This window comes from Mycolicibacterium parafortuitum (assembly GCF_002086815.1).
GTDB classification, from domain to species: Bacteria; Actinomycetota; Actinomycetes; order Mycobacteriales; family Mycobacteriaceae; genus Mycobacterium; species Mycobacterium parafortuitum.
This window is the reverse complement of sequence record NZ_MVID01000001.1, coordinates 511142-534221: the sequence shown is the minus strand read 5'-3', so window position 1 is coordinate 534221 and position 23080 is coordinate 511142. Positions and strand designations below refer to the sequence as shown.

General features: G+C 68.1%; 22 protein-coding genes. 6 read left to right on the top strand and 16 right to left on the bottom strand.

Translation table 11 applies throughout. The features are described from left to right. Positions 1–14 precede the first annotated feature (14 nt). From BST38_RS02475 to rpsB, 9 genes are all read right to left on the bottom strand, one after another. Entirely contained in the window at positions 15–1985 is a 1971-nt protein-coding gene (locus BST38_RS02475; RefSeq protein ID WP_083141624.1) for a primary-amine oxidase, read from the bottom strand. Next, positions 1982–3493: an APC family permease gene (locus BST38_RS02470; RefSeq protein ID WP_083141623.1), complete on the bottom strand. Its 1512-nt coding sequence runs from the start codon at positions 3491–3493 to the stop codon at positions 1982–1984. Before BST38_RS02470 ends, BST38_RS02475 begins: the two co-directional genes overlap by 4 nt. A 22-nt stretch (positions 3494–3515) precedes the next feature. Then, a complete protein-coding gene (locus BST38_RS02465) occupies positions 3516–4241 on the bottom strand; it encodes an ABC transporter ATP-binding protein (RefSeq protein ID WP_083141622.1) in 726 nt (241 codons plus the stop codon). A gap of 2 nt (positions 4242–4243) precedes the next feature. Then, entirely contained in the window at positions 4244–4825 is a 582-nt protein-coding gene (locus BST38_RS02460; RefSeq protein ID WP_083141621.1) for an FtsX-like permease family protein, read from the bottom strand. After that, positions 4825–6000: an ABC transporter permease gene (locus tag BST38_RS02455; protein ID WP_083141620.1), complete on the bottom strand. Its 1176-nt coding sequence runs from the start codon at positions 5998–6000 to the stop codon at positions 4825–4827. The genes BST38_RS02460 and BST38_RS02455 overlap by 1 nt, the downstream gene beginning before the upstream one ends. A 410-nt stretch (positions 6001–6410) precedes the next feature. Next, positions 6411–7817 carry an amidase gene (locus tag BST38_RS02450; protein WP_083141619.1) on the bottom strand — a complete coding sequence of 469 codons (1407 nt, stop codon included), beginning with the start codon at positions 7815–7817 and terminating at the stop codon, positions 6411–6413. Positions 7818–7837: 20 nt separating this feature from the next. Next, the gene (locus tag BST38_RS02445) at positions 7838–9325 is read right to left on the bottom strand and encodes a sugar transferase (RefSeq protein ID WP_083141618.1); all 1488 of its coding nucleotides are present in this window, start codon (positions 9323–9325) and stop codon (positions 7838–7840) included. 384 nt (positions 9326–9709) lie between these two features. Then, positions 9710–10537: a translation elongation factor Ts gene (tsf, locus tag BST38_RS02440; RefSeq protein WP_083141617.1), complete on the bottom strand. Its 828-nt coding sequence runs from the start codon at positions 10535–10537 to the stop codon at positions 9710–9712. 33 nt (positions 10538–10570) lie between these two features. Continuing rightward, positions 10571–11389 carry a 30S ribosomal protein S2 gene (gene rpsB, locus BST38_RS02435; RefSeq protein WP_083141698.1) on the bottom strand — a complete coding sequence of 273 codons (819 nt, stop codon included), beginning with the start codon at positions 11387–11389 and terminating at the stop codon, positions 10571–10573. A gap of 297 nt (positions 11390–11686) precedes the next feature. Between rpsB and BST38_RS02430 the strand changes: the two genes are divergently transcribed. Further along, positions 11687–12175: a peptidoglycan DD-metalloendopeptidase family protein gene (locus BST38_RS02430; RefSeq protein ID WP_083141616.1), complete on the top strand. Its 489-nt coding sequence runs from the start codon at positions 11687–11689 to the stop codon at positions 12173–12175. A 28-nt stretch (positions 12176–12203) separates the two neighbouring features. Next, a complete protein-coding gene (locus tag BST38_RS02425; protein ID WP_083141615.1) occupies positions 12204–13166 on the top strand; it encodes a TIGR03621 family F420-dependent LLM class oxidoreductase in 963 nt (320 codons plus the stop codon). On the opposite strand, the gene BST38_RS02420 is transcribed toward BST38_RS02425, so the two are convergent. The 7 genes from BST38_RS02420 to BST38_RS02390 all read right to left on the bottom strand — a co-directional run bounded on the left by BST38_RS02420 (position 13150) and on the right by BST38_RS02390 (position 20072). Continuing rightward, complete coding sequence (locus BST38_RS02420; protein ID WP_083141614.1) at positions 13150–14028, bottom strand: alpha/beta fold hydrolase; 879 nt, start codon at positions 14026–14028, stop codon at positions 13150–13152. The genes BST38_RS02425 and BST38_RS02420 overlap by 17 nt on opposite strands. Further along, positions 14025–14927, bottom strand: a complete 903-nt coding sequence (locus tag BST38_RS02415) for a tyrosine recombinase XerC (protein ID WP_083141613.1) — start codon at positions 14925–14927, stop codon at positions 14025–14027. Before BST38_RS02415 ends, BST38_RS02420 begins: the two co-directional genes overlap by 4 nt. Positions 14928–14959: 32 nt before the next feature. Further along, complete coding sequence (locus tag BST38_RS02410; protein WP_083141612.1) at positions 14960–16120, bottom strand: lactate 2-monooxygenase; 1161 nt, start codon at positions 16118–16120, stop codon at positions 14960–14962. Positions 16121–16156: 36 nt separating this feature from the next. After that, entirely contained in the window at positions 16157–17002 is an 846-nt protein-coding gene (locus BST38_RS02405) for a siderophore-interacting protein (protein ID WP_083141611.1), read from the bottom strand. Between the two features lie 63 nt (positions 17003–17065). Beyond that, a complete protein-coding gene (dprA, locus tag BST38_RS02400; protein ID WP_083141610.1) occupies positions 17066–18193 on the bottom strand; it encodes a DNA-processing protein DprA in 1128 nt (375 codons plus the stop codon). Further along, positions 18193–19701 carry a YifB family Mg chelatase-like AAA ATPase gene (locus tag BST38_RS02395; RefSeq protein WP_083141609.1) on the bottom strand — a complete coding sequence of 503 codons (1509 nt, stop codon included), beginning with the start codon at positions 19699–19701 and terminating at the stop codon, positions 18193–18195. Before BST38_RS02395 ends, dprA begins: the two co-directional genes overlap by 1 nt. Next, positions 19701–20072, bottom strand: coding sequence for a YraN family protein (locus BST38_RS02390; protein WP_083141608.1), 372 nt, complete (start codon positions 20070–20072; stop codon positions 19701–19703). The genes BST38_RS02395 and BST38_RS02390 overlap by 1 nt, the downstream gene beginning before the upstream one ends. Before the next feature lie 205 nt (positions 20073–20277). Between BST38_RS02390 and BST38_RS02385 the strand changes: the two genes are divergently transcribed. The 4 genes from BST38_RS02385 (at position 20278) to aqpZ (ending at position 22881) form a co-directional block, all read left to right on the top strand. Beyond that, the gene (locus tag BST38_RS02385; RefSeq protein WP_083141607.1) at positions 20278–20574 is read left to right on the top strand and encodes a hypothetical protein; all 297 of its coding nucleotides are present in this window, start codon (positions 20278–20280) and stop codon (positions 20572–20574) included. Positions 20575–20599: 25 nt separating this feature from the next. Further along, positions 20600–21169, top strand: coding sequence for a hypothetical protein (locus BST38_RS02380; protein ID WP_133057204.1), 570 nt, complete (start codon positions 20600–20602; stop codon positions 21167–21169). Further along, entirely contained in the window at positions 21160–21978 is an 819-nt protein-coding gene (locus tag BST38_RS02375; protein ID WP_133057203.1) for an HTTM domain-containing protein, read from the top strand. The genes BST38_RS02380 and BST38_RS02375 overlap by 10 nt, the downstream gene beginning before the upstream one ends. A 126-nt stretch (positions 21979–22104) precedes the next feature. Then, a complete protein-coding gene (gene aqpZ, locus BST38_RS02370; RefSeq protein WP_083141604.1) occupies positions 22105–22881 on the top strand; it encodes an aquaporin Z in 777 nt (258 codons plus the stop codon). Positions 22882–23080: the final 199 nt, after the last annotated feature.

Here is a 23080-nt window from a genome sequence, read left to right as displayed (position 1 = left end):
CGCGGCGGGCGCGGCTACCCGGCGTGGCAGGATTTCGGCGGGGACGGCGGCAGGTCCAGCGCCGGGTTGCCGTCGAAGAAGCCGACCGGCTTGAGCTTGAACCCGGTGTAGTGGCACGGCATCACCGGCCAGTCCTCCGGGCACACCACGTGGTGTGCGCCCACGGTGTACCAGAGCACCACGTCGGTGTTCTCCAGTGGCGCGTCATCGGCGACGTACTGCGGCAGTCCCTGCGCCTCGGCGCACTGGTACATGTAGTCGCCCGCGGCGTACAGCTCGTCCGGGTCGTAGCGCGTCACCCACAGGTTGTGCTGGACGAACCGGGCGCGGTCGTAGATCACCGACCCCTCCTGCACCATCACCGGGACGACGTCCTTGGGCATGATCTTGTAGCCGACCGGGCTGCCGAGTTCGTTGAGCTTGCTGGGGTTGACGACCTTCCAGTAGCGGCCCGTCGAGTGCTCCCAGTTCCGCGCCCCCTCGGCCTCCGAGGCGACCAGGGTGTCGCGGGTGATCCACGCGTTGTGGTGCGGGTTGAGCTCCGGATCCGGCTCGGGAATCGAATCCACCTCGTACACGCTGTTTCCCGGGCCGTCGACGTTCATGTCGAGCCGGAAGTTGAAGAAGTGCTGATGGTTCGGCCCGTACATGCCGGGCGCCACCATCTTGCCCCACCGCGGTGTCTCTCCGTCGGGCACCGCACCGGTGGTCAGCACGCCGGTGAGCTTGACCTCGACTTCGATCGACGCGTCGTTGTAGAAGTACCAGAAGAATCCGTATTCGTAGTTGCCGACGGTGCAGATCATCGAGATCACCAGTCGCCGTGAGCGCCGCACCTCGACCTCCCCGGTGCGGAAATCGGTGTGCTTCCAGGAGATCCCGTAGTCCTCCTCGTGCATACAGATCGCGTTCGGGATGGTCACCGCGTTGCCGTCGGAGTCGTTGACCGTGGCATCGAAGTAGTGGATCTCACCGAGACAGTCACAGCCCAGCCGCAGCGGGTTGGCGGAGAAGCCCATTCCGACCTCGCCCATGTCGAAGACGTTCTTGTTCCAGTGCGTCGGCGACGAATCACCGTAGGGCACCACCATCTCCGACAGCGCGCCGCGGTACATGATCGGGCGGACCGTGCCGCGGTCGGTGTAGCTGACGTCGTGCAGCGTCAGACCCTCGCGAGGGTTGAAGCCGATGCGCAGCGACCACTTCTGCCACGTCACACGCCAGCCGTCGACGGAAAAGCTGGGCCCGTCCGGCTGCACGATCTCCAGAGGTTTGACGCCGTCGCGGAATTCGCCGAACGCCGGCCGGTTGTCGGTGTCGAACATGAACTCCGACGTGTAGTTGCCCGCTTTCGGGGGAAGTGGCACCACGCCGTGGTCCTCGATGTCGATGACCGACATCGTGTCGAGGTTGAACCTCACGATCAGGCCTTCGACGGGCCGCGCGTAGCCGTTCTCCCCCGGCGCGGCCCGCACGAACGTCAGCGGCCGACAGATCAGCGCTGAGTTCTCGTAGTCGTCCTGCGGCCCGTAATAGCCTGCGGGCCAAGGGTCGATCATCGCCAGGCTGAAGTCGGTGACACCACGTCGCCGCATCGCCTCCTGCCAGCGCGGGTCCTCGCGGACCTTCTCCTCGACGCCGGTCATGTGCTCGACGAGGTAGGACGGGAACCGGCCCGGCACCGCGGTCCAGCTCTCGACGACGCGGGCGCTCAGATCCACGACGGCCTCGTAGATGGTCTTCGCGTCGTACATCGACAGGAACGCCCGGCGCGGCACCTGAACGTCCGGATCGAAGGTCAGCGTCGGGGTCTTGGCCGGCTCGGCCAGCTGGATCATCACGAATCGCAACGTCTGCGTGGCATATTCGGAGGACATCACCACCGCCGCCGCCGCTTCGATCTCCGCGCCGGTGAGCGGGTCGAGCGGATGGCGACCATGGCCGGTGGCCGGGTCCGCGCCGAGCCTGGTGTCCTCGAGTGTCATTTCGCTGATTCCTCTGCTTTCTTGTCGATGTCGAAAACCGCCAGGTGGGCGAGCGCGTCCTCCTGGCTCACCTTGTGGGCCGAACGCCTGCCGAAGATGTAGACCGTCAGCCCGAGGGCGAACATGCCCAGGCTGATCAGGCCCACCCAGGTCATCCAGGTGGCCTGCGGCACGTCGATCCACGGCGTGACGAACGAGTAATAGATTCCGCCGATGGTGGCGAGCGTGCCGACGACGACCGTGATCCAGACGCCGGTCATGCCGCCGGGAATGCGCCAGAACTGTTCGTTGGCATAGCGATCCGCGTACTTCTTGCGCGCGATGACCACCGGGATCAGGAAGAAGAACCCGGAGATCAGCCACACCGTGGACAGACCGCCCTGCAGGTAGACCGTCACGTTGGCCATGCTGCTCTGCGAGTAGAGGCCAACCAGGATCAGCGACGAGATCACGCCCTGGATCAGCACGGCGGTCACCGGGTTGCGGGTCCGCGGGTTGAGGTGGGTGAAGATGCGTGGCAGGTGGCGTTCCAGCCCGGACACGAAGATCAGCCGGGAGTACGCGACCTGGTAGGTCATCAGCGCGACCACGACGATGAACGCCAGCACGACGGCGCAGATCTCCATCAGGCCGGGGAATCCGGCGACGTCGAGCATGCCGACCACACCGGTCACCGGATCGATCTGGTCGCCGGGCAACGCCATCATCGTGCCCAGCGTGGTGAGCAGGTAGATGGCCACCAGTGCGGCCGACCCCCACAGGATCATCTTCGGCCCGCTCTTGCGCACCGACAGGAACTCCGCGCCCATGTTGTACGGGGTCTCGACGCCGAGCAGGTACAGCAGCACCGTGCCGTACAGGAAGCCGGCCACCGCGAAGTTCGGGATGGTCGCCTCGGCCCAACTGAACGGCGTGGCCGAGCCGTTGTCGACCGCGAACAGCAGCCCCGAGATGAAGATCGTCAACGTCAGGATGCCGTAGACGACGAAGACGATGTTCATGATCTTCTGGTTGGCCGCCAGTTTCGCCAGCGCCAGCCCGATCACCGTCCACAGGATCACCAGCTGCAGGATGATGCTCACCGTCAGGCCGAGCTCGGCGTGGAAGGCCAGCAGCAGGAACTGCAGCACCACCGCGGGCGAGGATGCCGCGTTGAGGATCACCGGCACCCAGGACAGGTATCCGCCGATGAAACCCCACGTCTCGCCCATCGTCCGGGTGGCCCAGATGTACACCCCGCCCTGCCCCGGCCACAGGTTGCCGAGCTCGACGACGGCCATGCCCGCCGGGACCAGGAAGGTGAGGATGCCGAGCACCCACATCGGGATCGCGGTCCAGCCGCCGCCCGCCATCACCGAGGAACCGGTGATCCAGCAGATGATGAACACGTACGCGGCGGTGAGCCCGAACGTGGTCATCACCTTGGGCAGGATCTGCTCGGGAACCAGCTCGGTGGTCATCAGCTTGTCACGCTCGGCCGTCGGCGGCACGGGCTCCGTTTGTGTCATGTCGTAACTCCCCCTTGCTCGGTCAGTTGACGATCTGTCCGTCTTTCATCCGGACGACACGGCTCGCTTCGTCGGCCACCGTGGGGTCATGGGTGCTCGCGACCACGGTGACGCCCATGGTGGAGCACAGGTCGCGCAGCATGCGCACCACCGTCTCGCCCGTGCGGTGGTCGAGGTTGGCGGTCGGTTCGTCGGCGAGCACCAGGGTCGGGTTGCTGATCAGGGACCGCGCGATCGCGGTGCGCTGCTGCTCGCCGCCGGACATCTTGGTCGGCTGGTGGTTGATCCGGTGGCCCAGGCCGACCAGCTCGAGGAGATCGACGGCCCTCTGGCGCAGAGCTTTTCGGTCATACGGTTCGAACATCAGGGGCAGCTCGACGTTCTCGACGGCCGACAGGAACGGGATCAGGTTGTAGCTCTGGAAGATGAACCCGATGGTGTCGTGGCGCAGCGCCGCGTACTGGCTCTCGGTCAGCGTGGCCGTGTCGGTGCCCGCGATCGTGACGCGGCCCTTGGTGGGGCGGTCGAGTCCGCCGATGATGTTGAGCAGCGTGGACTTCCCGCTGCCGCTCGGACCCATCAGGCACACGAATTCGCCCGGCATCACGGTCAATTCGGCCGCCATCAGAGCTTTGACGACCTCGTCGCCGAGTTTGTGCAGCTTCCAGACGTCCGAGATCTCGATCACCGGTGTGCCCGCGGCACCGTCTTCGGTTGGCGTGCGGGCTGATTCGTCGAGCGTGGTCATGGTCAGCCTCCTTGGGCGAGGGATCGGACCGGTGGCCGGGAGGCGGCCCTGTAGGTCGGGATGATGCTGGTGGCGAGCGCGGCCACGACACTGACGGCGGTCGCGACGGCGGCGCCGTACGCCAGCCCCGGATACGACACGCCGCTGGCCACCAGCCCGGTCATTCCGAGCGCCGCACCGGTGCCGACCGCCAGTGCCGCCCCGGCCAGGGCACCCACGACGGCGGACACGACGGGTTCGACGAGTAGCGCGGCCACGACCGGGGCCCGGGGCACACCGGTGGCCGCCAGCACCCCGAGTTCGCGGGTGCGATGGGCGACGGTACGGGTGGTGGCCACGGCGACCTCGGCGACACCGACCAGCAGCACGGTGACCGCGATCAGCAGCACGGCGCGCGAGATCTCGGCGGCGTGGCCGAGAGACGCCGACTGGGCGCGGATGCCGGCGGACATCCCGAAGACGAGCACGACCAGGAACGCGCCGGTGGCCGTGGTGACAGCGGGCAGCACCATGTCCCGGGCCCGGCGGCGCGCCGCCAGCCAGCCGTAGGCGAGCCCGCGACGGGCGCCCGCGCGGGCGCTCATCACCTGTCCTCCAGCAGTGCCACCGGCCGCTGCTGCAGCAGCCGGTGCACCGGGACCAGCGCACCGACGATGGCCATCGCAGGCAGGAACATCGCCGTCAGCGCAGCGCCCTGCAGCCACGCACCGAGCGAGGCGATACTCGGAATGACCAGTGCCACAGCAACTCCGGCAGCGCACACACCGATGAGGTAGGCGGCCAGGAAGACCACGGCGGATTCGACGAGGAAGAAGTACAGCACTTCGTCGGCCAGCCCGATACTGGACATGATCCCGAACTCCCGGCGTCGCTCCGTGACCGCGGCCAGGAACGACGAGACCGCGATGACGAATCCCAGGCCGAGGCCGATCGTCGAGATCAGGCCGAGCGTCGACCCGGTGACCTTCCCGGAGAACAACGCGGAGTACTTCTGGGCGAAGGTCAGCGGCCCCGATCCTCCGACTGTGTCGTAGATCAGCCCTTCACCGCCCGGGTCCGGCCGGACCGCGGGATCCGGTGTCGAGGGCAGCCCGACCGCGGCACCGAACGTCGCCCCCAGATCGCGGCGCTGTTCCAGTCCCGGGGGTGCGTGCACGACCCACCATCCGTTGTCGCCGACGAGCGAGCGTGCCGGCACCGCCGGCACCGTCATGGACTGGCCGTCGCCGGTGATCGCCACGGTGAGATGCTGATCGCCGACGGTGAGCACATCCCCGTCCGACACCGCGAGGCGATCGGCCAGTGCGCTGCCCAACTCCGCTCGGCCGCTCGGAATCTCGTCGGATCCGCGCAATGCCACCGATTCGCCGTCGAGATCGATCACCCCGGAGGCGACCCGGGTCGCGCTCCATCCTGCCGGAACCGTGATCGCGGGGACGGGCCCGTCGGCGACCAGTGCCTGCGCGGTGGGGTCGTAGCGCACCCCGGCGGCGGGCACCACCCACAGTGCGGCGTCGCCGAGCACGTCGGCCACCGACTCCTCCCCCGTCGTCGCAAAGCTCGCCGAGATGGTGCGCACGACCGTCACACACGCGATCGCCAGCGCGATTCCGAGCACGGCCAGCACGAAGCGTTCGGGACGGCGCCGAATGTTGGCCAGTGCGAACCGAATCAGGCATGTGAAGGTATTACCGGATCCGACCGGGATCTGCGGTGAGCGCGCTGCCGTGGGCACGGTGCCGGCCCGACTGGTCTCCACGAGAAGCGATGGTGGGAGTCAAAAGTTTCACCCACAGGAGCGCGCGGTCTCGGACACGTTAACTCGTGGCGGTACCGGTTACGTCGGGATGTCACGCTTTTTGACCGAGGCGACCGCGCAATCGGGCGCAGCAAATTCGTTCCGCCACGCCCGGCGCACCACGGCGACGCCGGGATGTCCGGAATGTGCACCAAAAGACTTGTTCGTCAATAGTTTTCGTTAGGGGCCGGAGCAGCGGCTGTGAGCCATAAGACGGCGTCCGGGAATTAGGACACATCCGGCTCTTCTATTTTCCGAGCAGTTAATTTAGGCTGGGCGCGTATCAGCAGCATATGCTTCGAAACGGCGGCATCTGCGGCCATGTACTGCGCCCTGCGGTCTGACCCCCTCGGGCCGCAGGGCGCTTGGCGTCAGGCGGGCAGGCGCGGCCAGGGTTGCGCCTCTTCGAGTTCGAACGCGAGTTCCAGCAGGCGAGCTTCCCGACCCACGGGCGCGGCGAACATCATTCCGATCGGAAGCCCGGCGGCTGACTGCGCCAGCGGCAGCGAGATCGCCGGTTCCCCGGTCGCGTTCTGCAGTGGCGTGAACGCGACCCAGTCCACCAGGCGCTCGATGATCTGCTCATAGGATGCGGTCGGATCCAGGTGCCCGACCCGCGGCGGAGGGTCGGCCAGTGTCGGGGTAAGCAGCACGTCGTGCGCCGTGTACAGCGCTGTGGTGACCCGCCGCACGCGGGCCAGCCGTGCCGTCGCGGCGGGCACCCGGTGCAGGTTGCGTGCGGCGTGCCGGTCGAGACCGAGCGTGAGGTTGTCGAGCCGGGTGCGGTCGAAGCTCGGACCGAAGGTGCGCTTGCCCCCGCGCACCAGCGCGAACGCCAGGAAAGCCCAATAGAGCAGGAAGTCGTCGAGGAATCGCTGCGGCACCGGGTTGTCGATCACGGTCACCTGGTGGCCGAGCCGTTCCAGCAGCGCCGCGGTCTTGAGGGTGGCCTCGACGACCTCGACGCCGGCCTCCCGCGAGATGGAGTGGGTGCACACCGCCACCCTCAGCCGCTGCCGCGCCGGACCGGTGACGTCACCGATCGGCGGCAGTGCCGGGTTGGCGGTGATCCTCTCCATCTCGCGATAGAACGCCGCGGTGTCGCGCACCGAGCGGGTCACGACGCCGTTGGCGACGATGCGCAGCGGCATCCGCCGCACATCGGCGTCCAGCGGCAGCCGACCCCGCGACGGCTTGAGACCGACAAGCCCGTTGCAGGAGGCCGGGATCCGGATCGAACCGCCGCCGTCGTTGGCATGGGCGATGGGGACCACACCGGCGGCGACGAACGCTCCCGACCCCGACGACGACGCACCCGCGGTGTGATCGGTGTTCCACGGGTTGCGCACCGGTCCGAGCCGCGGGTGCTCGGCTGCGGCGCTGAACCCGAACTCCGACAGCCGGGTCTTGCCCAACGGCACCAGGCCCGTGCCGAGGAACGCGCGGGCGAAGTCGCCGTCGGCACGCTCGGCAACCGGATCCCACGCATCGGTGCCGTTCATCGTCGGCATCCCGGCCACCGCGACGTTGTCCTTGACGAACGTCGGCACCCCATCGAAGAAGCCGCCGTACGGGCGGGGCTGGCGGCTGCGCGCCCTGGCCCGGTCAAAAGCCCGGTACACCAGACCGTTGAGCGCCGGATCGACCTTCTCGACGCGGGCGATCGCGGCCTCGACGAGTTCGGCCGCCGAGACGGTCCCCGCACCCAGCGCCTGCGCCAGGCCCACGGCGTCGAGATCGGCAAGGGCGTCGTCGTCGAACGCAGCGATACGGGTCATGCCGCGACGGTACCGATTCGTCACTCAGCGGGGCGAAGGACGGCGCCGACGGTCATCGCCAGGATCTTCCAGTCCAGCCACAGCGACCAGTTCTCGATGTAGTAGTTGTCCCATTCGGCGCGGTCCGCGATCGAGGTCTGACCGCGAAGACCGTGCACCTGCGCCCACCCGGTGATCCCGGCCTTGACCCGATGCCGGTCGCCGTAGCGGGCGATCTGGATGTTGAACAGGTCGACGTACTCGGGCCGTTCGGGTCGAGGGCCGACCAGGCTCATCTCCCCCTTGACGACGTTGAGCAACTGCGGGAGTTCATCCAGCGACGTCTTGCGCATGAACTTGCCGATCGGGGTGCGCCGGTCCTCGCCCTCGACCCCGCCGGGCGCGGAGTCCGCGCCGCGCACGAACTGCGCATCGGATTCCTTGGGCGGGCGCATGGAGCGGAACTTCAGGCAGTTGAACTCGCGCCCGTCGCGCCCGATCCGGGGCTGGCCGAAGAAGATCGGGCCCGGCGAGCTCAACCGCACCAGCAGCATCAGGGTCAGGAACAGCGGCGAGATCAGCACCAGCCCGACCGCCGCGATCATCCGGTCCGACAGGTGCTTGGCGGTGAACTGCCAACCGCGGGGGTTGGTGTGCGCCACCGCGATCAGCGGCAGCCCACCGATGTGGTCGATGCGGGACCGCACGCCGATGGTGTCGTAGATCCGGGGAACGATCCACACCGAGAGCCCGCGCTCATGGGCCACCTTGACCGCCGCGGCCATCGCATCGTCCCTGGTGCGGGAAAACGCGATGATCATGCACTCGGCGCCGGTGCTGGTGAGGGCGTCGTCGAGGTCGCCGAGCTTGCCGAGATACGGGATGCTGGCCGGCTTGTCCCGATCGATGCCCATCATCGGCTCGTCGTCGTCGATCAGCCCGATGGGCTCGAGCCCGTATTCCGGTGTGATCTTGAGACGGTCGACCACTTTGGCCGCCACCATGCCGTTGCCGACGATCACCGTCGGCGCGGTCAACCGGCTGTTGCGGTAGTGGTAGTTCCTGATCGTGATCCACAGCAGCCGTCCTAGCGGCACCAGGACCGCGGCGCACATCCACAACCGCGCGACAGCGGATCCGCGGGAGCCGTCGACGAACGGATTGAGCACCAGGCCGCTGAGGAGCAGCATCGCGGCCAGCGAGGTGACCGCCTCGACGGTCGGGAGCTCGTCGAGGAACGTCCGTCGCAGCGACCGCCGGTAGAGCCCGCGCAGCGCACTCAGGGTCACCACCGTCGGGGCGAACAGGAACAGCATCCACGTCGGAGGGAGCTGCAGACCGTCAGCGGTCGCCCACGTCATCCCGACGGCAACGGCAAGCGAGCCGGTCGACAGGTCGATCGCCGCCGCAAGGTACGGCTCCCAGCCCTTGGGCTTCTTTCGCTGGCTCAGCTCGACCCGAGCTACCTCTGGAACTGCCCCGTGATCGACAGTGTTTGCCGATCGGGCGGTGTCAACGGTGTCGGTCACGTTGACCAGAACACTTCCCGCAAGCCGCCATGCAGACAGATTAACTCGACGGGGTGGGTATCGATGACGATTGCCGACCCTACGCCTTCGTCAATAAACGACGGTGTTAGCTACAAAATTTGCCAAAATTGACTGTTCCGCAAACTTGGCACAGGTCGCCGGCAGCAGTAAAGCGCGTTTTACGTCGCACTCATTACCTACAGAACGATTTCAGCAACAATCTGCCGCGATCATTGCACTTATCTAGATTTTGCAATCGGGAGCATTTCCGCCGCGCCGGAACCCGGAATGGACGAAGCCCCCGAGACCGATGGTCTCGGGGGCTTCGCGATGTTCGGTGGCGCCCGCCTCGCGGGCGGGAACCTTCCGCGTGCGACGGTCTGGCTAGGCCTGGCCGACCTCGAAGCGGGCAAACCGCGTGACGGTCACGCCGGCCTCGTCCAGAAGCGCCTTGACGGTCTTCTTGTTGTCGGACACCGACGGCTGGTCGAGCAGCACCACGTCCTTGTAGTAACCGGTGACCCGGCCCTCGACGATCTTCGGCAGCGCCTGCTCGGGCTTCCCCTCGGCCTTGGCCGTCTCCTCGGCGATGCGGCGCTCGTTGGCGACGATCTCCTCGGGCACGTCCTCACGGCTGAGGTACTTGGCCTTCAACGCGGCGATCTGCAGGGCGACCGCGTGCGCAGCCTCCTTGCCCTTCGCGGCGTCCGACGCTTCGTACTCGACGAGCACGCCCACCGCGGGCGGCAGGTCGGCGGCCCGCTTGTGCAGGTAGGTCTCGACCTGGCCGTCGAAGTACGCGACCCGACGCAGTTCGAGCTTCTCGCCGATCTTGGCCGACAGTTCGGCGATGGTCTGCTCGACCGTGGTGTCGCCGAGCTTGGCGGCCTTGAGCGCGTCGACGTCGGTGGCCTTCGCGGCTGCCGCGGCGGCGACGACCTGGTCGGCGACCGCCTGGAACTCGGCGTTCTTGGCGACGAAGTCGGTCTCGGAGTTGAGCTCGATCAGAGCGCCGTCCTTGGCGGCGACCAGGCCCTCGGCGGTGGCGCGCTCAGCACGCTTGCCGACGTCCTTGGCGCCCTTGATGCGCAGCAGTTCGACGGCCTTGTCGAAGTCGCCCTCGGCTTCGACGAGCGCGTTCTTCGAATCCATCATTCCGGCGCCGGTCAGCTCCCGGAGGCGCTTGACGTCGGCTGCGGTGTAGTTAGCCATTGCAGTGTTTCCTTTGAGGCGTCGCGAAACGGATTAGGACTGCTCGGGAGCGGCGGCGGTCTCGCCGGCGGCAGCCTCGGGGGCGGCGGTGGTGGCACCGGCCAGCAGCTCCTGCTCCCACTCGGCGAGCGGCTCGGCGGCAGCAGCCTCCGGCTTGTCGGCACCGGACCGGGCCTGCAGACCCTCGGCGACGGCGGAGGCCACCACCTTGGTCAGCAGCGCGGCCGAGCGGATCGCGTCGTCGTTGCCCGGGATCGGGTAGTCGACGAGATCGGGATCGCAGTTGGTGTCGAGGATCGCGATGATCGGGATGTTGAGCTTGCGGGCCTCGGCGACGGCGAGGTGCTCCTTGTTGGTGTCGACGACCCAGATCGCCGACGGCACCTTGGCCATGTCGCGGATACCACCGAGGCTGCGCTCGAGCTTGTTCTTCTCGCGCGTCAGCATCAGGATTTCCTTCTTGGTGCGACCCTCGAAGCCACCGGTCTGCTCCATCGCCTCGAGCTCCTTGAGGCGCTGCAGACGCTTGTGGACGGTGGAGAAGTTGGTGAGCATGCCGCCCAGCCAGCGCTGGTTCACATAGGGCATGCCGACCCGGGTCGCCTCTTCGGCGATGGACTCCTGAGCCTGCTTCTTGGTGCCGACGAACATGATGGTCCCGCCGTGGGCGACGGTCTCCTTCACGAACTCGTAGGCCTTGTCGATGTAGGTCAGCGTCTGCTGCAGATCGATGATGTAGATGCCGTTGCGGTCGGTGAAGATGAACCGCTTCATCTTGGGATTCCAACGACGGGTCTGATGCCCGAAGTGGGCGCCGCTGTCGAGCAGCTGCTTCATGGTTACAACAGCCATGATGGCCATACCTCTTTGTGTTGTCGGTTGTCGTCCGGCATCGGGTGAGCCGGACCCTGGCGTCTGCTTCGAAGCCGGACCCGTCTCTTTCGAGGCGGGACCATCCGGCTTGCGAGGTCACGTGGCTCTTGAACTACGAGAGCCGCGTTCGCGGACGCGCGAAGTCAGCCCGCGCAAACGAGCTGCGGATAGGAGTTTACACGCTGGATAACGGTGCTTTTACCATCGCGCGAGAGCATCCACAGGAGGACGTACCGAGGCTACCGCGGACCTGTTGCGCTGCGCTGAACTGGACAGATGCGGATTCTGGCGGTCGGAGTGGTGTTGAGCGTGCTGTTTGCGACGCCCGCGGGCGCCGACACCGGGCGTCTGCGGTGGCCGATGCAGCCCCGCCCGGCGGTGGTGCGGGCGTTCGACGCCCCGGCGCCGAACTGGCAGCGCGGACACCGCGGGGTCGATCTGCTGGGGGCCGCCGGTCAGGCGGTCTACGCCGCGGCGCCAGGGACGGTCGTCTTCGCGGGTGAACTGGCCGGCCGACCGCTGATCTCGGTGGCCCACCCCGGCGGTCTGCGCACGACCTACGAACCGGTGCACCCGTCGGTGCGGGTGGGGCAGGCGGTCTCGGCGGGCACCGCCCTCGGCGGACTGGCCGCCGGCCATCCCGGTTGTCCGTCATCGGCGTGCCTGCACTGGGGCGCGATGTGGGGTCCGGCCAAGCGCGCCGACTACGTCGACCCGACGAAACTGGTGGCGACCACCCCGATCCGTCTCAAACCCCTCGGTTGACCCCGCGGGCGTGCCCTACCGTCGAAGCGTGGCCACCGACGCTCACCGATCCCGGACACCACGGTTCGGCCTCACGACCGCGACCCCGCGGTCCGGCGCGCAGATGCGCCGGTTCGCGCGCGGCGTCGAGGCCGCGGGATTCGACGTGCTCACCTTCGCCGATCATCTCGTGCCGATGGCGCCACCGTTCACCAGCGCGGCCGCCGCCGCGGCGGCCACCGAGCACCTGCACGTCGGAACCCTGGTGCTCAACAACGATTTCCGTCATCCCGTCGACACCGCGCGCGAAACCGCCGGTCTGGCAGTCGTTTCCGACGGCCGGTTCGAACTCGGCCTCGGGGCCGGGCATATGCGCTCCGAGTACGACGCGGCGGGGATCGGGTTCGACGCGGGCGGGGTGCGGGTGTCGCGGCTGGAGGAGGCCGCCGAGCTGATCCGCGCGCTACTCGACGGCGCGCCGGTGGACGTCGACGGCGCCCATTACCGCGTGCATGCGGCGCCGTACCAGCTGCTTCCGCCGCCTCCTGGCCGGGTACCGCTGTTGATCGGCGGCAACGGCCGGCGGGTTTTGCGTCTGGCGGGCCGTGTCGCCGACATCGCCGGTCTGGCCGGCATCACTCACAACCATGATGCGACCGAGGTGCGGCTGACCCATTTCGGGCCGGAGGGACTGCAGAACCGGATCGCGGTGGTCGCCGAAGCCGCCGGTGGGCGGTTCGAGCACATAGAGCTCAACGCGCTGATCCAGGCCGTGGTCGCGACCACCGAGCCGGTGCGCGCAGCCGAAGAGCTGGCGTCGGCCATCGGGGTCTCCCCGGCCGCGCTGCGGGACTCGCCGTTCGCGCTGTTCGGCACCCACGAACAGATGGCAGAACAGCTCACCAGACGGCAAAGGCAGTTCGGCGTCAGCTATTGGACGGTGTTCGACGAACTGCCGGGCCGGCCGTCGACGATGCCCGATATCGCCGAGGTCATCAAGCTCCTGCGGTGAGCCCACCCAGAAATTCGCGCATGACCGCCATGACGACGTCGGGCCGGTCCCGTTGCACCCAGTGTGCAGCCCCGGCAACGACTTCCAACCGCGCGTCGGGTATCCGGCCGGCGGCATCGCGCGCCGCTGCCAGTGGGACGCTGGTGTCGCGATCGCCGTGAACGATCAGCGCCGGGCGCGGAAACGACGTGAGCCGGCTGCGGTAGTCGGTGCGCAGGCCGCCGAACCCGACCTGGTCGCGCTGCCACTGTTCCCACGCGTCGAAGGCGTGCTCGGCCCGGGCCGCGGCCAGGATCTCGTCGACGAGTTCGGGTGGGCGCCGGGCGGGGTCGTGGATCAGCGCAGGCATCAGCCGTGTCATCAGGGTTCTGCTGCGACCCGACCATCGGGTCGCCGCGCCGAGCAACCCGCCGCGCAGCATCGCCGCCGTCACAGCCTGCCGCAGCGCGGACAGTGGCCCGTCGGACAATCGGGACATCACGCCGTAGCTCGCCAGCAGCATTGCGCCGGTGACCTTTTCGGGATGGTCGAGGACGTGCCCGATCGTCAGCCCGCCACCCAGGGACAGGCCGCCGACCGCGTAGCGGTCCAGATCCAGCGCGTCGACGAACTCGCCGACGTAGGCGACCAGCCGCTCCTGCGTCGACGGCCACGGCGCGGGTCTCGTGTGCCCGTAGCCGGGATGGTCGGGGGCGATCACCCGGTAACCGCCGGCCGCCAGCCGTGGCCCGAGCTCACCCCAGGACAGCGATGCGCTGTCGACCCCGCCGCCGTGCAGCAGCACCACCGCCGGGTCCGCGGCACCGCCCCACGTCAGGTAGCTGACCTCGCCCCACGGCAGCTGGACGGTCGACCTCGTCACGCGCGGGGGTGGGCCTGATCGTGCACGGCGCGCAGCCGCGCGACCGTCACGTGGGTGTACAGCTGTGTGGTGGCCAGACTGGAATGGCCGAGCACCTCCTGGACGACCCGCAGATCCGCGCCCCCTTCGAGCAGGTGCGTCGCGGCGCTGTGGCGCAGCCCGTGCGGTCCGATGTCGGGCGCACCGTCGACGACCGCGACGGTTTGGTGCACCACGGTGCGTGCCTGGCGTGGGTCCAGCCGCCTGCCGCGCGCGCCGAGCAGCAGCGCGGGGCCGGAATCCGCGGTGGCCAGGGCGGGCCGGCCGGCGGACAGCCACGCGCTCAGCGCGGTCTGGGCGGGCTCCCCGTAGGGCACCGTGCGCTGCTTGTTGCCCTTGCCGAGGACGCGCAGCAGTCGTCGGGAGGCGTCGACGTCGTCGATGTCCAGGCCGCACAGCTCGCTGACGCGGATACCGGTCGCGTAGAGCATCTCGACGATCAGGCGGTCACGCAGGGCGAGTGGATCACCTTGTTGGGCCCCGGATTTCGCGGCCTCTAACGCATCGCGCGCCTGATCTTGGCGTAACACCGCCGGTAGCGTGCGCCGCGCTTTCGGGACCTGCAGCCGGGCCGCGGGGTCCTCGCTGATCAGGCCGCGTCGCAATGCCCAGGCGGTGAAGGTCTTCACCGACGAGGTGCGCCGGGCCAGCGTCGACCGGGCGGTTCCGGCTGTCGCCTGGGCCGCCAGCCACGACCGCAGCACCGGCAGCGACAGGGCGCGCAGCCCGGCGCCGGGGCTGCGTTCGGCCAGGTAGTCCATCAGCGAGCGCAGGTCGCCGAGGTATGCGCGCCGGGTGTGTTCGGAACGGCCGCGTTCCAGCGCGAGGTACTGGTCGAACTGTTCGAGCACCGCCTCCACGCCCCTAAGGTGGCAGACCGCGGCGACAAGACTCACGTGACGCGCCGCAGCGTGTCCGGAGTGAGATCTGCCAGGGTCGGATAGCCGTCGACGGCCATGATCAGGTCGGCCTCGGCGAGCAGCGATCGCAGCACGTGGACGAGGCCGTCCTCTCCCCCGATCGCCAGCCCGTATGCATACGGCCTGCCGATGCCGACCGCGGTGGCACCGAGGGCGAGGGCCTTGACGATGTCGGCGCCGCTGCGGATGCCCGAGTCGAACAGCACCGGCAATCCGTCGGCGGCTTCGACGACGCCGGGTAGGCAGTCGAGCGCGGGCAGTCCGCCGTTGGCCTGGCGGCCCCCGTGGGTGGAGCAGTAGATCCCGTCGACACCGCCGTCCTTGGCGCGGCGGACGTCGTCAGGGTGGCAGATGCCCTTGAGGATCAGCGGCAGATCGGTCAGCGACCGCAGCCAGGGCAGGTCATCCCAGGTCAGTGCGTTGCCGAACTGCCCGACCCATTCCAGCACGGTGGCCTGGGGGTTCTCCTCGGGCGGCTGTGCCAGCATGCCGCGGAACACCGGGTCGCTGGTGTAGTTGGCCAGACAACGGCCGCGTAGCTGGGGGAAGTTCGAGGTCGACAGGTCGCGGGGGCGCCATCCGGGGATCCACGTGTCGAGGGTGACGATGATCGCCTGGTAGCCCGCTTTCTCCGCGCGGTCGACGAAACTCGCGGCCAGATCGCGATCGGTCGGGGTGTACAGCTGGAAGAAGCCCGGGGTGTCGCCGAATTGGGCGGCGACGTCTTCGAGCGGATCCTCGGTCAGCGTCGACACGGCCAACGGCACCCCGGTGCGCGCCGCGGCCCGGCCCGCCTCCAGATCGCCGTGCCCGCTCTGTGAACAGATTCCGGCGACGCCGATCGGTGCCATGAACACCGGAGACGGCAGGGTGAGCCCGAACAGATCGACCGTCAGATCTCGCTCCTTGGCCCCGACCAGCATCCGCGGCATCAGACCCCAGCGGTCGAACGCGGTGCGGTTGGAGCGCTGGGTGTGCTCGTCACCGGCGCCACCCGCGACGTACGACCACACAGACGGTGCCATCGCGGCCTGCGCTCTGGATTCCCAGCCCGCGAAGTCCATCGGGAAACCGGGCAGCACACCCGAGAGGCCCTGCAGGTAGATCTCGAGCTGGTAGTTGCCGAACGTCATGGCCTCAGCCTGCCATCGACGCGGGCCGATCCCGGGCTATTTCGATTCGGCTGCGGCGAGTTCGCGCTTCCATTCCCGGAACGTCTCCTCGGTGCGCCCACGCCGCCAGTACCCCGAGATCGACGACGCCCATCTGGCCTCCACCCCGCGCTCCTTGCGGATGTAGGGCCGCAGGTTGTGCATCACCGCCTGGGCCTCGCCGTGGATGAAGACCTGCACCTGGCCGGGCAACCACAATGCCTGCTTGACCGCGTCGATCAGCGGAGCATGGTCGCCTGCGAATTCCTCGGAGACCAGGTCGGCGCGACCGCCCCGGTAGATCCACGACACCTCGACCCCGTCGGGGGCGGTCAGCTCGATTTCGTCCTCGGGGCCGGCGACTTCGATGAACACCTTGCCGATCGCGTTGACGGGCAAGGCTTCCAGCGCGGCGCTGATCGCCGGTACCGCGGACTCGTCCCCGGCGAACAGATGCCAGTCGGCCTCGGGACTCGGCGAGTACGCCCCGCTGGGTCCCATCACGAACAGCCGCCGGCCCGGTGTGGCCGAGGCGGCCCAGGGTCCGGCGACCCCGTGCTCACCATGGACGACGAAATCGATCGTGATCTCGCGCCGCTCGACATCCGCCTTGCGGACCGTGTAGGTGCGCACGGTGGGCCGTTGGTGCTCCGGCAGCGCGGTGAAGCTGTCCAGCGTCAGTGGCTGCTCCAGCGAGGACACGTCGATGTCGTCGTCGACGAACACCAGCTTGACGTAGGCGTCGGTATGGCCGTTGGGCGTGAAGGTGTCGAAACCGTTGCCACCCAGCACCACTCGGATCACATGCGGGGTCAACTGCTCGGTGCGTACCACCTCGAAGGTGTGTACGGGACGTCCTGCCACTTGGTTTCCTCCACTGCTCAGCTCTGGGGTCGACTATACGAGCGGTGGTCGCGGCGCAGGGCGCTAGCGTTTGGCGAGCTTCCAGCATCCGTTCTCCTGGGTGGCCAGTCCGCGGACGTTGAGCATGGTCAGCGGTCCGAGCACCTCGGTCGCGGGTATCCCGGCGGTGACGGCGATCTCGTCCACCGTGCGCATCCCGCGTCCGGGCAATGCTTCGAACACCGTGAGTTCCTCATCGCTGAGGTCGTCCAACCCGGTGGTCGGACGGTCCAGGTCCGGAGCGAGCTCACCGCACCGGCCCGCCACCTCGACGACGTCGGCGGCCCGGGTGACGAGCGTGACGTCTTCTCGCTTGAGCAGTTCGTGACATCCCACCGAGGACGAGGACGTGATCGGTCCGGGCACCGCGCACACCGGCCGGCCCAGCGCGTGGGCCCAGCCCGCGGTGTTGGCGGCGCCGCTGCGCACGCCGGCCTCGACGACGACCGTCGCCCTGCCCAGCGCGGCGACCAGCCGGTTGCGGGTGAGGAACTGCCTGCGCGTCGGTCGCATGCCGGGCGGGTACTCGCTGACCAGCAGACCGTGCTTGCCGACCCGGTGCAGCAGCGCGGAATGTCCTGCGGGATAGGGAATGTCGAGTCCGGCGGCCAGCACGGCGACCGTCTCGCCGTCGCAGGACAGCGCGGCGCGGTGGGCGGCGCCGTCGATCCCGTACGCGCCGCCCGAGATGACCGCGAAGTCACGGTCGATCAGCCCGGATGCCAGATCGGAGGCGACGTACTCGCCGTAGGACGTCGCCGCGCGGGTCCCGACGATCGCCGCGCTGCGTTCGGCGATGTCGCACAGCTGCGAGGGCCCCAGCACCCACAGCACCAGCGGAGCCCGGGCGTCCGGCCGTCTGTCGCGGTCCGCACCTTGGAACGCGGCGAACGCGGCGTGCGGCCACTCGTCGTCCCGGTCGGTGACCAGGCGCCCACCCATCCGATCCAGGACGTCGAGATCGGCACGGGCGCAGTCGAGTTCATATCTCGCCTCGGTAGAGCGCAGCAGCTTCGGGTCGGCATCCCGCCGGCGGATGCGCTCAGCGGCCCCGATCACACCCTCGGCGGCGACCAACTCGGACAGCTTCGGGTTGGGTGGTTCGGCGACGCGGGACAGGTACGCCCAGGCCAGCCGCTCGGACTCGTCCATCACGACTCCCCCACGCCGCGGAAGCTCATCGCGGTGGCGACATCCTCCTTGGTCGGCGCCACCCGACCGGCGAGATCGCACAACGACCACGCGACCCGCAAGGTGCGGTCCCGGCCGCGGATGCTCAGTCGTCCCCGGTCGACGGCGGTCCGCAGCGGCTTCATCGCGTCGGCACCCAATCGGAACTCACGTCGCAGTAGCGCACCGCTGACCTCGGCGTTGGTACTGAACCCGTACGGGCGCCACCGTTCGGCCGCGGCCTCACGGGCGGCCCAGACGCGTTCGCGGACAACGGCGGTGGACTCGCCCTCCTCGTCGCTGAAGGTGCCCTCCCGGGACGCGTGCATCTCGACGCGCAGATCCACCCGGTCGACCAGCGGGCCCGACAACTTGGTGCGGTAGCGCCGCCGTTCGGCGGCGCCACACACGCAGTCACGCGGGTCCGGCGGTGCGCACGGGCAGAGATTGGCCGCGAGCACCAGCTGGATGCGGCAGTGGTAGCGCGCGACGCCGTCGCGACGCGCGAGCCGGATCTCGCCGTCTTCCAACGGCGTTCGCAGTGCCTCCAGTGCGCCGCTGTTGATCTCCGGGAACTCGTCGAGGAACAGCACACCGCGGTGGGCACGGCTGAGCGCTCCCGGTCGCGCCATGCCGGAGCCACCGCCGACCAGCGCGACGACGCTGGAGGTGTGGTGCGGCGCGACGAACGGCGGCCGGGTGATCAGCGGGGTATCACCGGCCAGTAGCCCGGCGACCGAATGGATCGCGGTCACCTCCAACGCGTCCTGGTGCGACAGCGGCGGAAGCAGCCCGGGAAGGCGTTGCGCCAGCATCGTTTTACCGATCCCCGGCGGCCCGGTCATCATCAGGTTGTGCCCGCCGGCAGCGGCCACCTCCACTGCGAACCGTGCCTGCGACTGACCCACGACGTCGGCGAGATCCGCCGGTACCTCCGGCTCGGGCAGCCGGCTGTCGACACGCCCCGCCAGCTTTCCGTTGCCCGCCAGCCAGGCGTGCAACTGCTTCAGTGTGCGCACCCCCCACACCTCGATCCCGTCCACCAGGCTGGCCTCGGCCAGGTTCTCGACCGGCACCACCACCGCGGGCCAGCCCTGATGCGCCGCCGTGAGCACCGCGGGCAACACCCCGTGCACGGGCCGCACCCGCCCGTCGAGCGCGAGCTCGCCCAGCAGCACCGTCTTCTCCAACCGGGGCCAGTCCTCCTTGACCTGGGCCGAGAGCACCGCGGCGGCCAGCGCCATGTCGTACAGCGACCCCGCCTTGGGCAGCGTCGCCGGCGACAACGCCAGCGTCAGCCGCGCCTGGGGCCAGCTGAACTTGCAGTTGGTGATCGCCGCGCGCACCCGGTCCCGCGACTCTTTGAGCGCCGCATCCCCCAAACCGACCAGATGCACGCCCGGTAGCCCATTGCCGATGTCGGCCTCGATCTCGACCAGCTCCCCGTCGACCCCGCGCACCGCCACCGAGAACGCCCGCCCGAGCGCCATCACCCCACCCCCTCGATGTGGGTGAGCTCCGGAGCGCGGCGACGCCCGATCCGGACGGTGACGACGTCGATACGCACCGATTCCCAGGTGACGCTCTGCCCCGCGAGCCACAGCCCGGCCAGTCGTCGCAACCGACGCACCTTCGCCACCGTCACCGCCTCGGCGACACCGCCGAACCGATCGCTGGTGCGCGTCTTCACCTCGACGAACACCACCGCCCGCGCGGCATCGTCGGCCACGACGATGTCCAACTCGCCGTGGCGGCACCGCCAGTTGCGGTCGAGCACCCGCAGCCCCAACCCCTGGAGGTAGTCGGCCGCCAACTGTTCGCCCAACGCCCCGATCTCGGCGCGACTCTCTGTTCTGGTCATACCGCCACCCTGCGGCAGCGCGCCGACACGACCGGACGTTCATCCCCAAACCCGAATCCGTCCACAGCAGCTCCTCGGCGTTGCGCACCCGCATTGCGTATCGGCGCCGTGAACTTGCGTAGTGCACTACTCACGCCTCGACGCGCAGACCCACTTAGCGTCGGATCGAGAAGTTCGCCGACCACCAAGCGATGGAGGGACCGCCATGTCAGAACCCCAAGAAGGTATTTCGTTCGACGAGAAGATCGAGATCGATTCTCTGATCGAGTACATGCAAGAGTCCGAACTGGAATCGGTCAACGCGCTGGACCTGATTCGCGGGATAGTGGGAAGCCCGTACGAGCGCTACAAGCAGGCCCAGGCAACGCTCCGGTGGGGCAGGCCCGCCTTCGCCCTGCTCAGGGCAGAGGGCCGGGAGATCGGGAGCGTGACCCTCGGTGAACTCGAGGGCCACGAGGTGTCGCTGGAGCGGCTGCTCGAGCTTCGGCGTGGACTCGAATAGTCGCGCGGCACCCTAGGAGCACGCGGTGGATTCTTCACACCTACTCTGCACGACAATCGATTTCGCGCTCGCCGGATTGTTCGCCGCGTGGTTCCTCATCTCGGTGGCGGCTCAGCTCAGAGACGATGTGCAGGCACGTATGCCGGCGCTGAGCGGCGCGGGATTGATTCCACGGTGGGCCTTCTTCGCGCCCCGGCCCGCCACCCACGACACCCACCTCATGTACCGCGACCGGGACTCCTTCGGGACCATCGGACCACTGGTACCTGTCACCAGCCCGGAGTCCCGGCGGTGGTTCCATGCGGTGTGGAATCCCAACAAGTTTCACACCAAGGTCGTCGACGACCTGATGGCCGCGATGGCAGTGCAGAAACGCGATATCGAGCACCATGACTTCGCCGGGCAATCGCTGATGCTGACCGTTCCCTACATCGCGCTCCTGCACATCGTCATGCACGCACGCCGTCCCGAGACGTCGGTGGCGCGTCAGTTCGTGATCATCAACGACCAGCCCTTCTCGCCTGACCGACATCCCGAGGTCGGTTTCGTCAGCAAGTTTCACGCCTTCTCCAGGGTCGACGAACCATGTACCTAGATGTCTTGCAGGCCTACCAACTGACGAGCCGGATCGCCGGCATCGCCCTGATCATCAGCTCGTTGGAGGAGATCTCGCTGCACAAGCACTTTGCCGCCGGCGGCGTGTACGACCTCAGCAGAATCGACGCGGCGCTGCGGCGCCACGGTGACGACTCGCGCCGGCGGACGATCACCCTCGAGCGCCCGGGATTTCACATCGCCTGGCCGGTGCTGCGATTGGCCCCCGCGTGTGCTCTGGTCCTCGGCCCCAACACCTTTGCGCAGATGGCGATCTGCTGGGTTCTCGTGGCCCTGACGACGGTCGCCGTCCAGGAGCGGCACCGCCTCGGCGGTGAGGACGGGTCCGACCAACTGCTCGCGATCATGTCGATCGCGTTCGCGATCTCCCTCGTCCTCGGATTCTGCGAAGGAGCACTCGTCGCGGGCATGCTGTTCGTCGGAGCTCAGAGCGTCCTGTCGTATGTCACCGCAGGATTCGCCAAGCTTCACTGCCCGGTGTGGCGTCACGGCGCCGCTGTGTACGGCGTGCTGGCGACGCGCAGTCACGGGATGAGGTCGGTGGCACGCATCGTCGAGAGATCACCCGCCCTGGGCTACGTGTTGTGCTGGGCCACAATCAGTTTCGAATCGGCATTTGTGCTGGCGCCCATTCTTCCGCTGCACCTCCTGGTGATTCTGCTCGTGGTCGCGGCGGGGTTCCACGCCACGGTCGCGGTGGTCATGGGTCTGAACGGGTTCTTCTGGGCATTCGTGTCGACCTATCCCGCGGTGATCTTCCTCAACGAGACGGTCCGGTCGTACCTCTAGGGCGGCGGGTGTTGTAGGAACCCACAATTTCTGTGAGAGGACGTTTCTTGCCTATCGTCCCCGCCGGCGCTGCGCGGGTGTCACGCTGAAAAGATCTGAACCTTCTGGAGAAGATGCGGTGGCACCATGAGCGAGCCCACACTGTTCCATCGATTGTCCGCCGAGTTCATCGGCACGTTCTGGCTGGTCTTCGGCGGCTGCGGAAGCGCGGTGTTCGCAGCGAGTTTCACCGACGATTCCGGATTTCCACTGGGGATCGGGTTCGCCGGCGTGGCGCTCGCGTTCGGCCTGACCGTACTCACCGGCGTCTACGCGTTCGGCACCATCTCGGGCGGCCACTTCAACCCGGCGGTCACGCTCGGGGCGGCGCTGGCGCGCCGCGTGGAATGGAAGGTCCTCGCACCCTATTGGATCGTGCAGGTCCTCGGCGGCCTGCTGGCAGGTGCGGTGATCTATGTCGTGGCCCGCGGAAAGGCCGATTGGACGGCAGCGGGGAACATGGCGGCCAACGGGTACGGCGCACACTCGCCCGGCGGATACACGCTGGCCGCGGTGATCATCGCCGAGATCGTCCTGACGTTCATCTTCCTGCTGGTCATTCTCGGCGCCACCGACGACCGCGCACCCAAAGGATTCGCCGGGCTGGCGATCGGACTGACGTTGACACTCATCCACCTCATCTCCATCCCCATCTCGAACACGTCGGTCAACCCGGCGCGATCGACCGGCGTCGCGTTCTTCAACGGCGACGGTGCGCCGGCTCAGTTGTGGGCGTTCTGGCTCGCTCCGTTGGCCGGGGCGGCGATCGCCGGGGTGGCGTATCCGTACCTGTTCGGCCGGCGCGAGGAACTCGCCGATCGGCCGGTGCGCGACGACAGCCTCGATGGCGGCGGGACCGCCTGAGGAGTCGACGGACCCCTCGGGTGACAGCAGCTTCACAGCACATCAACGGTTTCACTGCGCAAACCCGTTAGCCGCCGTATCTTTCTCTAACGTAAGTACTTTTTGGGCGGTGATGATGCGGCCGTCCGCGTTCGGGGGGAACCGAAATGGCTATGACGTTTGCCCGGTGGGCACCAATAACACTGTGCGCGATGGTGGT